Annotated in this window: 13 protein-coding genes; 2 read left to right on the top strand and 11 right to left on the bottom strand. The window is 65.0% G+C overall.

Going from position 1 to position 12,917, the window contains the following annotated elements:
- Positions 1 to 116 precede the first annotated feature (116 nt).
- From LHJ54_RS01490 to LHJ54_RS01440, 11 genes are all read right to left on the bottom strand, one after another.
- A complete protein-coding gene (locus LHJ54_RS01490; protein ID WP_228241961.1) occupies positions 117 to 473 on the bottom strand; it encodes an iron-sulfur cluster assembly accessory protein in 357 nt (118 codons plus the stop codon).
- The gene (locus LHJ54_RS01485) at positions 473 to 1,015 is read right to left on the bottom strand and encodes an SUF system Fe-S cluster assembly protein (RefSeq protein ID WP_228241957.1); all 543 of its coding nucleotides are present in this window, start codon (positions 1,013 to 1,015) and stop codon (positions 473 to 475) included. Before LHJ54_RS01485 ends, LHJ54_RS01490 begins: the two co-directional genes overlap by 1 nt.
- On the bottom strand, positions 1,012 to 2,298 hold the full coding sequence (locus tag LHJ54_RS01480) for an aminotransferase class V-fold PLP-dependent enzyme (RefSeq protein ID WP_228241954.1): 1,287 nt from the start codon (positions 2,296 to 2,298) through the stop codon (positions 1,012 to 1,014). The genes LHJ54_RS01485 and LHJ54_RS01480 overlap by 4 nt, the downstream gene beginning before the upstream one ends.
- Positions 2,298 to 3,068 carry a SufD family Fe-S cluster assembly protein gene (locus tag LHJ54_RS01475; RefSeq protein WP_228241952.1) on the bottom strand — a complete coding sequence of 257 codons (771 nt, stop codon included), beginning with the start codon at positions 3,066 to 3,068 and terminating at the stop codon, positions 2,298 to 2,300. Before LHJ54_RS01475 ends, LHJ54_RS01480 begins: the two co-directional genes overlap by 1 nt.
- Complete coding sequence (locus LHJ54_RS01470) at positions 3,065 to 3,472, bottom strand: hypothetical protein (RefSeq protein ID WP_228241950.1); 408 nt, start codon at positions 3,470 to 3,472, stop codon at positions 3,065 to 3,067. Before LHJ54_RS01470 ends, LHJ54_RS01475 begins: the two co-directional genes overlap by 4 nt.
- On the bottom strand, positions 3,469 to 4,224 hold the full coding sequence (gene sufC, locus LHJ54_RS01465; RefSeq protein ID WP_228241947.1) for a Fe-S cluster assembly ATPase SufC: 756 nt from the start codon (positions 4,222 to 4,224) through the stop codon (positions 3,469 to 3,471). The genes LHJ54_RS01470 and sufC overlap by 4 nt, the downstream gene beginning before the upstream one ends.
- A gap of 67 nt (positions 4,225 to 4,291) precedes the next feature.
- Complete coding sequence (locus LHJ54_RS01460; protein WP_228241944.1) at positions 4,292 to 4,807, bottom strand: endonuclease domain-containing protein; 516 nt, start codon at positions 4,805 to 4,807, stop codon at positions 4,292 to 4,294.
- Between the two features lie 192 nt (positions 4,808 to 4,999).
- Positions 5,000 to 6,499: a Fe-S cluster assembly protein SufB gene (gene sufB / locus LHJ54_RS01455; RefSeq protein WP_228241942.1), complete on the bottom strand. Its 1,500-nt coding sequence runs from the start codon at positions 6,497 to 6,499 to the stop codon at positions 5,000 to 5,002.
- Positions 6,496 to 6,915 carry an SUF system Fe-S cluster assembly regulator gene (locus LHJ54_RS01450; RefSeq protein ID WP_228241941.1) on the bottom strand — a complete coding sequence of 140 codons (420 nt, stop codon included), beginning with the start codon at positions 6,913 to 6,915 and terminating at the stop codon, positions 6,496 to 6,498. Before LHJ54_RS01450 ends, sufB begins: the two co-directional genes overlap by 4 nt.
- Positions 6,916 to 7,062: 147 nt before the next feature.
- Complete coding sequence (locus LHJ54_RS01445) at positions 7,063 to 8,895, bottom strand: DUF885 family protein (protein WP_228241926.1); 1,833 nt, start codon at positions 8,893 to 8,895, stop codon at positions 7,063 to 7,065.
- Between the two features lie 27 nt (positions 8,896 to 8,922).
- Entirely contained in the window at positions 8,923 to 9,813 is an 891-nt protein-coding gene (locus LHJ54_RS01440; protein WP_228241924.1) for an AraC family transcriptional regulator, read from the bottom strand.
- A 310-nt stretch (positions 9,814 to 10,123) separates the two neighbouring features.
- Here LHJ54_RS01440 and LHJ54_RS01435 point away from each other — a divergent pair, with 310 nt between their 5' ends.
- Together LHJ54_RS01435 and ggt are read left to right on the top strand one after the other, a co-directional pair.
- The gene (locus LHJ54_RS01435) at positions 10,124 to 11,158 is read left to right on the top strand and encodes a quinone-dependent dihydroorotate dehydrogenase (RefSeq protein ID WP_373457044.1); all 1,035 of its coding nucleotides are present in this window, start codon (positions 10,124 to 10,126) and stop codon (positions 11,156 to 11,158) included.
- Between the two features lie 11 nt (positions 11,159 to 11,169).
- The gene (gene ggt, locus LHJ54_RS01430; RefSeq protein WP_228241920.1) at positions 11,170 to 12,888 is read left to right on the top strand and encodes a gamma-glutamyltransferase; all 1,719 of its coding nucleotides are present in this window, start codon (positions 11,170 to 11,172) and stop codon (positions 12,886 to 12,888) included.
- The last annotated feature ends 29 nt before the right edge of the window (positions 12,889 to 12,917 follow it).

Genomic DNA, 12,917 nt, shown 5'->3' with positions numbered 1-12,917 from the left:
GCGCGAAGTGTTCAAGCACGATCCGGCAAGTAACATCGTCGATCCTCGCTTTACGCAAGGCGGCCTCCATCTGGCGCATATGTCGAAGAAGGCGTTCGCGGGGATCCATGGCGCCGCTATACCATGAAGCTTTCGCCGCAGCCACACGCCCCCTTTGCATTGGGATTGGCAAAGACAAATCCGGCAGTGAAGTCGTCCTCTACCCAGTCCATCGTGCTGCCGACGAGATAAAGCACCGAAGCGCCGTCAATATAGAAGGTGCCGCCAGGCGTTTCGATCTTCTCGTCGAAGGCGGTTTCCTGCGTCACGTAGTCGACGGAGTAGGCAAGGCCCGAACAGCCGCGGCGCGGAGTGGACAGCTTGACGCCAATGGCGTCTGCCGGGGCTTGCGCCATCAGATGCGCGATGCGCGCTTCAGCCGCCGGGGTCAGCAGCACGGCTGCGGGCCGGCTGCGGGTTTTCACGTCTTGCATCACAGCATCCCCAGTTCGAGCCGCGCTTCGTCGCTCATCTTGTCCGGCCCCCAGGGTGGATCCCATACCAGATTCACCTGCGCATCCCGCACTCCCGGAACCGATGCCGCTCGCAGTTCCACCTCGGCCGGCATCGACTCGGCGACCGGGCAATGCGGGGTCGTCAGCGTCATGGTGACGACCACGTCGCCATCCTCCGTGGCCTCGACGCCATAAATCAGGCCCAAGTCGTAGATGTTCACCGGAATTTCCGGATCGTAGATCTCCTTGAGCGCGGCGACCACCTGCTCGTAAAGCGCGCCTCCGGGTTCTCCGGCCGGGACAGTTTCCGGTTGGCGAGCGAGAAAGCCGTCGAGATAATCGCGCTTGCGCTCCAGCTTGTCGCGCGGTGTTTCCTCGTCCGGATCGACCGCATCCTCGACCCGGGCACGTCGCGGCTTGGCCGGGCTGTCGCCCGAGCGCGGCAGATGCGGCGCCAGTTCCGCCAGCGCATCCGCCGGGGACGGGGCGGCAATGAAGCTCTTGTCTGTGCCTTCGGTCATCCGAATATCCTTTTCGTGCGCTCGATCCCCCGGATCAGCGCCGCCACATCCGCCTCGTCCGAATACAGGCCAAAGCTGGCCCGGGCGGTGGCCGGCACACCCAGATGCGCCATCAGCGGCTGAGCGCAGTGGTGCCCTGCGCGGATCGCCACGTTCTCCTCGTCCAATATGGTGCCCAGATCGTGCGGATGAACCCCCTCGACGCAGAAGCTGACGATGCCGCAGCTGTCTGCCGGGCCGTACAGCGTCACCCCTTTTATTGCGGCCAACGCCTCGCGCGTCTGCCGCACCAGCGCCTGTTCCGCTGCGTGGATGCGGTCGAGGCCGATCTCCTCCACATAAGCGATGGCAGCGGCCAATGCGATCGCCTCGGTGATGGCAGGCGTTCCGGCTTCGAACCGCTGCGGCGCCGGGGCGTAGGTCGTGCGGGCAAAGGTCACGCTGTCGATCATCGCCCCGCCGCCTTCCCACGGCGGCATCGCGTCCAGCAGGTCAGCCCGCGCCCACAGCGCGCCGATGCCGGTGGGGCCATAAAGCTTGTGGCCGGAGAAGGCGTAGAAGTCGCAGCCCAGCGCCGCCATGTCGAGCGCGAGGCGCGGCGCGGCCTGGCAGCCGTCGAGCAGCAGCTTCGCACCGACCGAATGAGCTAGGGCAGCGGCGCGAGGTGCATCAAGGACGCTGCCCAGAACGTTCGACACATGGCACAGCGCGACCAGCCTGTGCCGCGGCGTCAGCATCCGTTCCGCCGCGTCAAGATCGATCAGCCCCTCCGGCGTCAGCGGGCAGACATCGATCTCTGCCCCGGCACGCTCGGCCAGCAGTTGCCACGGCACGATGTTCGAGTGATGCTCAAGCTGGCTCAGCAGGATGCGGTCGCCGGTTTTGAGGTTCGCGTTGCCCCAGCTGTTCGCGACCAGGTTGATGGCTTCAGTCGCCCCGCGGGTGAACACGATCTCGCCTTCGTCCGCGCCGATAAAGCGGGCGACGCGCCGCCGTGCCGCTTCATACCCCAGCGTCATGCTGGCCGAGCGCGTATAGACGCCGCGGTGCACCGTGGCGTAATCCTCGCCCAGCGCCCGCGCCATCGCGTCGATCACGGCGCGCGGTTTCTGTGCTGTGGCGGCGGTGTCGAGGTAGTGCCAGGGTGAGCCGTCGGGCAGCAGGAGGCCGGGGAAGTCCGCCTTGCTGCCCAGCCGCGCTGCGCCAGGCGCGCGGCCTGTCTTCAAGATCACGTCCGCCCGTTCGCCATCCGCATCCTTGTGGGTCGTCACCGGCGCGTCCATCACAGATGCCTGTCCAGCTTGTCCAGCACGACCCGCATCAGCCGTTCCCGCTCGTTCTCGTTGTCCAGAGCGACAAAGGCGTCAGCGACGAACGCCTGCACCAGCAGGCGCCGCGCGACCTCGGGCGGCAGCCCGCGCGCCGCCATGTAGAAGCGCGCCTGCTCGTCCAACTGGCCGACCGTCGCCCCATGCGCGCATTTCACGTCGTCGGCAAAGATTTCCAGCTGCGGCACGGCGTTCACGCTCGCCCCGCGTTCCAGGATGAGCCCGCGGAACGACTGCGCCGCATCGGTCTTCTGCGCCCCGCTGACGACGTCGATCCGGCCGAGGAAGTTGCCGGTGCCGCGCCCCCAGTGCACGGCGCGCACGACCTGATTGCTGGTTCCATTGGGCTTTTCATGCGCGACGCGGCTGACGATCTCGCGCGTGGTGTCGCGCCCGCCGATTGTCACGCCGCCCAGTTCCAGATGCGCACCATCGCCCAGCAAGGCGACCACCTCAACCCGGCCCAAACGGCCGGAGGAAACCACAACGAACAGCTCGCAGCGCGCGCCGTCGCCCACGCGCACCCGCAGGCGGCGCAGTTCGGTGGCATCATTGGGACCGTCGGCATCGGCGATGATCACGCACCGGCGCAGCGTCTCCCCGGCAGGGACGTCGACATCTTCCCAATGCTCGAAGCGCCCAAGGTCGATTCCCGCAATGGCATCCGTGTCGGAGTAGCGCCACGCCTCGTCCCGGCGCGTGGGGAGGATCACGGACTCCGTCACTGGTTCATCGCCCGGTTGCCACGGCGCTGTTCGGCCAGCATCCGAATGCCCACGCGCCCCGCTTCTTCCATGCACGGCATCGTGCCGGTCATGATTGCCGTCAGCTGGCGATTGCGCTCCTCCTTGGCGAGGTCCGAAGCGGCGATCCGGTCCATCTCCGCAACGTGCGGAGCGGCGCAACGCAGCATCGCACCGCAACGCACGGCGTCGATTTCGCGGTCGCCGGTGCTCTGCTTCGTGCGGCAGACGAGCCTGCCGTCGCGCTTGGCCATTCCGCCACGCCAGGTCTTCGCCCGCGTGCCGATAACCACGATCTCCTGCGCCACCTCCGCGCTTGGCGGCGGAAGAGGCGGCGGCGTAGCCGGAGCGGACGCCTGCGCCAGCGAGGCTAGCAACCAGCTCATGCCGCAGCTTCCGCCATCACGCCGTCATAGCCTTCTGCTTCCAGCCGGACCGCCAGATCCGCCGCGCCGGTCTTCACGATCCGTCCGCCGCTCAGAATGTGGACATAATCCGGCCGCACATAGTCGAGCAGCCGCTGGTAATGCGTAATCAGCAGCACGCCCTTGTCCGGCGCGCGCATTATAGCGTTGATCCCGTCACCAACCACGCGCAGCGCGTCGATGTCGAGGCCGCTGTCCGTCTCGTCCAGAATGGCGAAGCGCGGGTCGAGGATGCCCATCTGCACCATCTCCGCCCGCTTCTTCTCGCCGCCCGAAAAACCGACGTTCACGTGGCGTTTCAGCATCTCCATGTCGAGGTTGAGCAAGGCAGCCTTTTCGCGCGCGAGCCTCAGGAACTCTCCGCCCGACAGCGGCTCCTCGCCCCGGCTCCGCCGCTGTGCGTTCAGCGCCTCCCGCAGGAACTGGACGTTCGACACGCCGGGGATCTCGACCGGATACTGGAAGCCGAGGAACAGGCCGGCGGCGGCGCGTTCGTGCGGTTCCAGGTCGAGCAGGTTCTGCCCGGCGAAGGCTACACGCCCTTGCGTCACCTCGTAGCCAGGACGTCCGCCCAGCACATAGGCAAGGGTGGATTTGCCGGCCCCATTTGGCCCCATGATCGCGTGCACCTCTCCGGCCCGCACGGTGAGAGAGAGGCCGTTGAGGATCGGCTTGCCGTCGATTTCGGCGTGGAGGTCGGTGATGGTCAGCATGGCATTTTACCTGTTTCGTCACCCCGGATCGGGTCCGGGGCGACGGGGTGGGGGCGGAAAGGAGGCATCACCGCCGCACCTCGCGCCGGTTGTAGGTCTGGCGCGGGTTGGCCTCGCGATGCGCCCGTGCCGCTTCCTTCTTGTCGGCAATGCGGAGCCGCATTCCGGCGGTTATCCGCGCCAGCACCGCGTCGATGTCGGTCAGGATGTCGCTGGCCTTGAGGCGCATGACGCGGATGCCGACCGCCTCCAGGCTCTTGTCGCGCCGCTTGGCGAGTGCGTCGTCCTGCCCTTCCTCGTCGATGGCGATGGCCATGCCGAGATTGTGGCAGTTGAAGTCGACTATCGCGCTGCCGACGACGGCGTGCCGCTTGAAGGTGTAGCGTCCCAGGTCCGCCTTGGCGAAGCGGTCGGCCAGCGCCTTGTGCGCGTCCGAGGAATGCCGCCGCATCTCCCGCGCGCGTTCGTGCAGCGCGTCGAGACGCGACTCCGAAATCTCCCACCCGCGACCCTTCTTCTTGAGCGCGGGCGTATCGGCGGTGTCCGAGGGGGCACGGAGCTGGAGGGTCTTGCGCTCACTCACGACGAAGCGCCTTTGCGAGGGAGAGCCTTATAGCCATCCCAATGAGGATCAGCCACGGCAGGTAAAGCAGGAAGGAGTTGTAGCCGTTTATGCGTGGCAGGTAGAGTTCTCCTATCCAGAGGAGACCGAACAGCCAGATGCTGCCACTCAGAGTAAGCCAGATGCACAAAGCGACGTTAGGCGTGAAACTCCTCACCCCACGCTCCCCTCGAGCGAGATTGCCAGCAGCTTCTGCGCTTCCACCGCGAACTCCATCGGCAGCTCCTTCAGCACCTCGCGGGCAAAGCCGTTGACGATGAGGGCGACGGCCTCCTCCGTCCCCAGCCCGCGCTGCTGCGCGTAGAACAGCTGGTCGTCGCTGATCTTGCTGGTGGTCGCCTCGTGTTCGATGGTAGCGGACGGGTTCTTCACCTCGATATAGGGCACGGTGTGCGCCCCGCACCGCTCGCCCAGCAAGAGGCTGTCGCACTGGGTGAAGTTGCGCGCGTTCTCCGCGTTCGGGCCGACACGAACCAGGCCGCGGTAGGTGTTGTTCGACTTGCCCGCCGAAATGCCCTTGGAAATGATGGTGGAACGGGTGCCGGGCGCATTGTGCACCATCTTGGTGCCCGTATCCGCCTGCTGGTGGTTGTTCGTCACCGCGACCGAGTAGAACTCGCCCACGCTGTCCGCCCCGTTCAGCACGCAGGAGGGGTACTTCCACGTCACCGCGCTGCCGGTCTCGACCTGCGTCCAGCTGATCTTCGAGCGCGCGCCCTGGCACAGGCCGCGCTTGGTGACAAAGTTGTAGATGCCACCTTTGCCCTCGGCATCGCCCGGATACCAGTTCTGCACGGTGGAATACTTGATCTCCGCATCCTCCAGCGCGACCAGCTCGACGACGGCGGCGTGCAGCTGGTTCTCGTCGCGCATCGGCGCGGTGCAGCCTTCGAGGTAGGAGACATAGCTGCCTTTTTCAGCGACGATCAGGGTGCGTTCGAACTGCCCAGTATTTTCGGCATTGATGCGGAAATAGGTCGACAGCTCCATGGGACAGCGCACCCCTTCGGGGATGTAGACGAAGGTGCCGTCGGAAAAGACCGCGCTGTTGAGCGTGGCGAAGTAGTTGTCGCGCTGCGGCACGACCTTGCCCAGCCAGCGGCGCACCAGATCGGGATACTCGCGAATCGCCTCGCTGATGGAGCGGAAGATGACGCCGGCGGACTCCAGCTCCTTGCGGAAGGTGGTCGCGACGCTGACGCTGTCGAACACTGCATCGACCGCAACCTTACGCGCGCCCTTTACCCCGGCGAGCACCTCCTGCTCCGCCAGCGGGATGCCCAGCTTGTCATACACCGCCTTGATGTCGGGATCGAGCGCGTCGAGGCTGTCCAGTTCCGGCTTCTTCTTCGGCTCCGCGTAGTAATACGCGTCCTGATAATCGATCGGCTGGACGTTCAGCTTGGCCCAGTTCGGCGCTTCCATCGTCTGCCACAGGCGGAACGCCTTCAGCCGCCAGTCAAGCATCCATTGCGGCTCGTTCTTCTTGGCGGAGATGTAGCGCACCGTGTCTTCGGTGAGGCCCTTGGGCGCAAACTCAGTCTCGATCTCGCTCGCCCAGCCATATTCGTATTCGGCTGCACGGGCAGCGGCCGCCTTGGCCTCGGCATCGATTTCAGGTTCCGGCAAGGGGAGGGTGGCGATCTCGTTCATGTCAGTTCCATAGTCTGGGGCGCGCGCGCAAGCCGGCTGAGGGTCACCTCCGCCAGCGCACCGCGCAGCGCGGCATTCACGACCGGCCAATGCGGGCGCACGGTGCAGTGGTGATCGTAACCGCACTCACCCCCCGTCGCGCAGGCGGTCAGGGCAATCGGTCCGTCCACCGCCTCCACAATCTCTGCCAGGGTAATGGCGGCAGCCGGACGGGCCAGCTGCAATCCTCCACCTGAACCCCTGCGACCGCGCAGCAATCCAGCGGCGGTCAACCGGCTCACCAGTTTCTGCACGGTCGGAGCAGGCAAGCCCGTCTCTGCCGCCAGATCGCCGGCCGACACCCGCGCGCCGCCGCAATGACGCGCAGCGGCGCTCATGATTATCACCGCGTAGTCAGCGAGGTTCGACAGGCGCATCTTCTAATCAGACCAATTCGTTCTGATTAGCATCTACGGTGACGCATCCCGCTTTTCAACGCACAACGCCTTGTTGCGAGTCGTTAGCGTTCTGATCGCGCGTTCATGGCTCTGCCGACCCTTGAACGTGATTTGTCTGGGCGCGGGTCAGCTCGCCCGTTCCCGCGCAATATATGCGTCCACATTCTCTTCAAGAACATCGAGGGGCACGGGCCCGCTCAGCAGCACGGCATCGTGAAATGCACGCATGTCGAAACGATCGCCCAACTGGGTGCGTGCCTTGTCGCGCAGTTCCATGATCTTCAGCTTGCCGATCATGTAGGCGGTCGCCTGACCGGGATAGACGATATACCGTTCGATTGCCTTTTCGATGTCGCCGTCGGGGTTAGGCGTATTGTCCTTGAGGTATTGAATCGCCCGTTCACGGCTCCAGCGCTTGTCGTGGATGCCGGTATCCACCACCAGCCGTGCGGCCCGCCACAGTTCCATACCCAAACGGCCGAAATCGGAATAGGGATCGGTGTAGAAGCCCATGTCCTTGCCCAGCTCTTCCGAATACAGGCCCCAGCCTTCCGAATAGGCCGTGACCCCGCCGAAGCGCCGGAAGGCGGGCACATTGCCAAGCCCGGTCTGGATGGACAGCTGCAGGTGGTGGCCCGGAACGCCTTCGTGGTAGGCCAGCGCCTCCAGCTCGTTCTTCGACATGTCCCTGAGGTTGTAGAGGTTCACGTAGTAGGTGCCCGGACGCGACCCGTCGGGCGCAGGACGCGAATAGAAGGCCTTGCCCGCGGACTGTTCGCGGAATGCCTCCACAGGCTTTACCACCAGCGGGTCCGTAGGCAGGGTGCTGAAATACTCCGGCAATCTCGCCGTCATGGCGGCCATCACGCGGTCGACGTCGGCCAGATAGTCTTCGCGGCTGGTATGGTAGAACCGCGGGTCGTTGCGGGTGTATTCGAAGAATTCGTTGAGGGTGCCGCCGTATCCGACTTGCCGCATGATCGCGCGCATCTCCTCGTGTATGCGGGCGACTTCGTGCAGTCCGATATCGTGGATCTGCTCCGCCGTGAGATCGGTGGTGGTATAGCTGGCCAGCAGGGCGCTGTAGTACTCAGCGCCGCGCCGGAATCGCCATACCCCATCATCGGTCGGCGCCTGCACCTGCTGCCGCTCCATTTCGGCAAGGAGCCGCTGATAGGCTGGCGCGGCGCTGCTGTTCCAGGCGGCCAGAGCGGCAGCCTTCAGCTGCTCCTTGTCCGCTGCCGGTATCGCGAGCGCATCCACCTTGCCGGAGAAGTCCTCCAGCACGGCGTTGCCGGCGCCAGCGTTCAGCAGGTTCTGGACGTCGGAAATCACGTAAGGATAAACCCAGCGCGGCGGCATCACTCCGGCTGCGGCACGCTGCCGCGATTCGGCGGTGAGCGTGTCGAGGCCGGGGCCAAGGCCCTCGATCCGGCTGATGTAATCACGCGCCTGCTTTACGTCGGCAACCGAATGGATGTTGATCAGGAACGCAGGCAGCTGGCTTTGCGCGCCGTTCATCTGGTCGAAGATGTAGCCGTATTCGCGAAACGGAAACAGCGATGCTGAACGCTGCGCCATGCGTTCGAAAAGGCGATGCGACAGCGCGTCCTGCGGCGGCAGGTCGGCGGGGTTGTAACCGGTCCGCAGCGCATCCGCGGTCGCTTGCAGCAACGCTTCCTCGCGAACCTCTGCAGCGTCTGAGAAGTCGCCCCAGCGCCCGTAATCATCGTCCCTGATGCCGCGGTACGCTTTGCTGCGCGGCGACAGCTCCAGAGTGGCCCGGTCATAGTCTTCGAAAAACGCGCCGATTGGCTGCGATGTCGCGGGCGCACGAATGGCGAGATCGCCGCTCTGCCCCGCAGGAGAAGCGATGTTGCGGTCGCCCCCGGATGTGCTGGCGCAACCAGCCAGCGCAAGTGCCGAAGCGGCAAGAAGAAGCGGCAAGCGAAAGGTCATGCGATCAGGCTCCCGTTGTCTCGGTTTTCAAGCGGCTGTTATCTCGCGGAAGTTTCTCAGGTCCAGCATCTCGTTCAGATAATCGTGCGAACCTGACCCCAGCCTTGCCGGTGTGCGGCCCACAAACAGCTGGATTTCACGGATCATGTGAGGCTGATCGTAGAATGCCTCGGCCAGTTCTGCCTCCGCCTCATCCGACAGGTGCGGCAAGGACAGCCACGCAGCAGCACGAAGCGCGCGGTATTTGCGCACGAGAGAACGGGGAGGCAGGCCAAAGTAGCGTTCGATCAGACGCTGCGCCTGTCGCTGGCTATAGGGTAGCGCGCAGTGCAGATCGTCAAGCGACGGATTGAGCGCAGCGGAGAGCCATTGGTTGGTGGTGCGGATGAGTTCGCGATGCTTGTCCGGTACGCTGTGCAGATTTCCGCGTATGAATGCCGCCAGCGCGTCTGTTCCCTGTTCCGCCGTTGACGCATCCTGTCGGTAACGGCGGCAGATCTCCTGTCCCACGTCTTCGATGTCGTCACCCAGATAGTCGCGGGCGGCGCATATCTTGTTGCCATGCGCAGTTGCGCAAAGTCCGGTCACGGCCGCCCAGCCCAGAGGCGTGAACACCGCACCGATCGCGTGGAATGGCCCGGCCATGACGAACGGCACCGCCAGACTGAACGGCGTAAGGAGGTTGACCCGGTGGGCGGGCATGGTCCGCCCGTCGCGGAAGCTGAGGCAACCCTCGCCGTAAGGGAATACGGTGAGATGGCCGACGCCGGCGGGCTGCACATCGCGCACCTCCGGCTCGTCACAGCGGAAGTGATAGAAGGTGGTGACGAAATCAGCGAGGTCGTGGGGGACGGGTAGATAGCGAAGCTCGAACAGCGACTGGCTTGTAAAATCGACTGCGTCTGACCGGGGCACCATCCCCGCCCCTTTTTCCTTTCTGCCTCGAACCACTGTGCGCCCCCGCATTTGGCCTTTGCGCAAGAACATAGGCTCAACTTGCAAAAACGCAAAAAAGAACAGCGACCTCACATGAGTAAGGTCGCTGTTGAAGGCAAGAACGCGTGGCGATTGCCATGAGTTCTTCGGGTCGCAGATTCCGTATAGCTGGCCCGCAGATGTAGGGATTGTATGGAAGCGACATTGCGGCTGATGACAGCGGAGAAGTACAAGACAGGCGAAATCAAGCACTTTTCGTGTTTGAGCAAGTATGCCAAGGCGTATGGCAGTTATGTTCGACCTGATCCGGCCATTCCTGTTCGCAATCGATCCCGAGCGCGCTCACCGGTTGACGGTGGCCGCGCTGCGTGTTCGGAGCGGCGACCATGCACAGGCAGAAGACGACTCGCTTGCTGTCACGGTGGCCGGCCTACGCTTTCCCAATCCGCTCGGGATGGCGGCCGGGTTCGACAAGGATGCCCAGGTCGCGGGGCAGTTGTACAGCCTTGGCTTCGGCTTCGTCGAAGTTGGCTCGATCACGCCGCTCCCGCAGGCGGGGAACCCCAGGCCGCGCCTGTTCCGGCTGGTGGAGGATCAGGCGGTCATCAACCGCATGGGGTTCAACAATGCCGGCAGCCAGGTGGCAGCCGCGCGCATCTCCCGGTTGCGTCAACGGGGCTTGCCCGGCCCGCTCGGCATCAACATCGGCGCCAACAAGGACAGTTGCGACCGGATCGACGATTACCGGCGGATGGCGCAGGTCATGGCACCGCTGGCCGATTACCTGGCAATCAACATATCCAGCCCCAACACACCGGGACTGCGCGCCCTGCAGGACGAGAGCGCCTTGATCTCGGTTCTCGACGCGGTGGACGAGGGGTGCGGGGGGCATGCCGTGCCTGTATTCCTCAAGGTCGCACCTGATCTTCAGCCAGCCGATGTCGATAGCATCGCCCGCATCGCGCTGGACCGCGGACTGGATGCGTTGATCGTGGCCAACACCACCGTCGCGCGTCCACCGCTCCGATCAAGGCAGGGCGGCGAGGCGGGCGGCCTGTCTGGCGCGCCGCTGAAGGAGCTTTCTCTGGCCTGCTTGCGAGACTTCCGCCGCGCGACCGGCGGCGCCATCCCGCTGATCGGCGTTGGCGGCATCGGCAGCGCGGCGGACGCCTGGGAACGGATCAGGGCCGGCGCGAGCCTCGTGCAGCTTTACAGTGCACTGGTCTATGGCGGACCCGGTCTGCCGCGCCGCATCCTGCGCGATCTGAAGCAGCTGATGCGGCGCGATGGCTTCTCCCGTGTTGCAGAGGCGGTGGGAACGGAATAGCGACAGCAGGAATGACAAAGCGCCTTCTTCTCGCCCTGGCACCCCTGCTGTTCGCGGGGTGCGCCACGGTCGCTACCAAGCCGCCAACGCCGCATTCTGTGCCAGAACAGGCGGGCACTGTGGGTGCGGCCGATCCACGCGCGGCGGCGGCGGGTTTGGTGATGCTGCGACAGGGCGGAAGCGCGACGGACGCGGCCATTGCCACCATGCTGGCACTCAATGTCGTGGAACCGCAAAGCTCAGGTATTGGCGGGGGCGGCTTCATGGTCCGCGGCACCGCCAATGGCACAATCACGACGCTGGACGGACGCGAAACGGCACCGTCGGACGCAACCCCGGACTGGTTCCTGGGCCCTGATGGCAGGCCGCTGTCCTACGAAGCAGTGGTCCGGACGGGCCTCAGCGTGGGAATACCCGGCAATATCGCGCTGGCGGCAGATGCGCACCAAAGGTTCGGCAAGCTGCCGTGGTCGGCCCTGTTCGCACCCGCCATAACGCTGGCCCGTGACGGCTTCGTGATGAACGAGCGGCTGCGCGCCTCCCTCACCGGACAGCTCGACCGTGCGGGTTTGACTGCGCAGGGCCGGGCGCTTTACTACGGTCCCGACGGTGCCCCGTTGCCGACCGGTACACTGATCCGAAATACGGCCTTGGCAGATGCGCTGGAGCGGATTGCGCAGGCCGGACCGGACGCGTTCTACCGCGGCGACATGGCGCAGGAAATCGCCGCCACCACAGCCCAGGCCACCCCCCGCGACGGCGCGATGACGGTGAGCGATCTGGCGGATTACACGACGCAGGAAAGACCGCCTGTGTGCGGCACCTATCGGGCTTACCGGATCTGCGGCATGGGCCCGCCTTCGTCCGGCGGCATCGCGGTGCTGCAGATGCTCGGCCAGCTTGAACGGTTCGACCTGGCCCGCCTGGGGCCGCAAAGCGTGGATTTCTGGCTGCTGTTCATCGAATCCCAGCGGCTCGCCTACGCCGACCGCGAACTGTATCTCGCGGACAGCGACTTTGTCGCGGTTCCCGTCACGGGGCTGATCGATCCGGCATATGTCGCCAGCCGCTCGGCCCTCATCAACCCGTTCCGGGCCGCTACAACAGTCGCCGCCGGACGACCGGCGGCCGCATCGCCTGCGGCGGACGGCGACGAACCTCCGGAGAATGGAACATCCCACTTCGTCGCCATGGACGCTGACGGCAACATGGTGAGCTACACGTCCACGGTCGAGGGTGCGTTCGGTTCGGGACTGATGGTCCAGGGCTTCTACCTGAACAACGAGCTGACGGATTTCAGCTTTTCACCCAGTCGAGACGGCCAGCCGGTGGCCAACCGGGTGGAGGGCGGCAAGCGGCCGCGTTCTTCGATGGCGCCCACGATCATCTATGCGCCCGATGGCACACCGTTCATGACGATTGGGGCGGCAGGCGGATCGACGATCCCGGTCCAGGTCGCCCGCTCCATCATCGGGGTCATCGACTTCGGCCTTCCCCTGAAAGAAGCGCTGGGGATGCCATTGGCGATGGCGTTCGGCGACACCGTGATCGTGGAAGAAGGAAGCTGGCTCGCCCGCGAACTCGAGGCACTGGAGGCCAGGGGATACGCCGGTGTGCGCGCCGCCTCTCCGCCCTTTCGCGCGGTCGGGGCGGTTTACAAGAACGGCCGGTGGCAGGCGGAACACGATCCGCGCCTCGACGGGCTGATCGGCACGCTTGGCGGAGCCTAGCGCCCTGCGCAGTGCTGTTGTAAGCAAAA

Source organism: Porphyrobacter sp. GA68 (genome assembly GCF_022605525.1).
GTDB lineage: Bacteria > Pseudomonadota > Alphaproteobacteria > Sphingomonadales > Sphingomonadaceae > Qipengyuania_B.
The sequence above is the reverse complement of the archived record's forward strand: the minus strand, read 5'-3'. Positions and strand labels throughout refer to the sequence as shown.

Coding starts and splice junctions, on each gene's coding strand:
- LHJ54_RS01435 (WP_373457044.1), top strand. CDS start 10,124: ATGTTCGACCTGATCCGGCCATTCCTGTTCGCAATCGATCCCGAGCGC.
- LHJ54_RS01490 (WP_228241961.1), bottom strand. CDS start 473: ATGCAAGACGTGAAAACCCGCAGCCGGCCCGCAGCCGTGCTGCTGACC.
- LHJ54_RS01440 (WP_228241924.1), bottom strand. CDS start 9,813: ATGGTGCCCCGGTCAGACGCAGTCGATTTTACAAGCCAGTCGCTGTTC.
- LHJ54_RS01480 (WP_228241954.1), bottom strand. CDS start 2,298: ATGGACGCGCCGGTGACGACCCACAAGGATGCGGATGGCGAACGGGCG.
- LHJ54_RS01470 (WP_228241950.1), bottom strand. CDS start 3,472: ATGAGCTGGTTGCTAGCCTCGCTGGCGCAGGCGTCCGCTCCGGCTACG.
- LHJ54_RS01445 (WP_228241926.1), bottom strand. CDS start 8,895: ATGACCTTTCGCTTGCCGCTTCTTCTTGCCGCTTCGGCACTTGCGCTG.
- ggt (WP_228241920.1), top strand. CDS start 11,170: ATGACAAAGCGCCTTCTTCTCGCCCTGGCACCCCTGCTGTTCGCGGGG.
- LHJ54_RS01450 (WP_228241941.1), bottom strand. CDS start 6,915: ATGCGCCTGTCGAACCTCGCTGACTACGCGGTGATAATCATGAGCGCC.
- LHJ54_RS01485 (WP_228241957.1), bottom strand. CDS start 1,015: ATGACCGAAGGCACAGACAAGAGCTTCATTGCCGCCCCGTCCCCGGCG.
- sufB (WP_228241942.1), bottom strand. CDS start 6,499: ATGAACGAGATCGCCACCCTCCCCTTGCCGGAACCTGAAATCGATGCC.
- sufC (WP_228241947.1), bottom strand. CDS start 4,224: ATGCTGACCATCACCGACCTCCACGCCGAAATCGACGGCAAGCCGATC.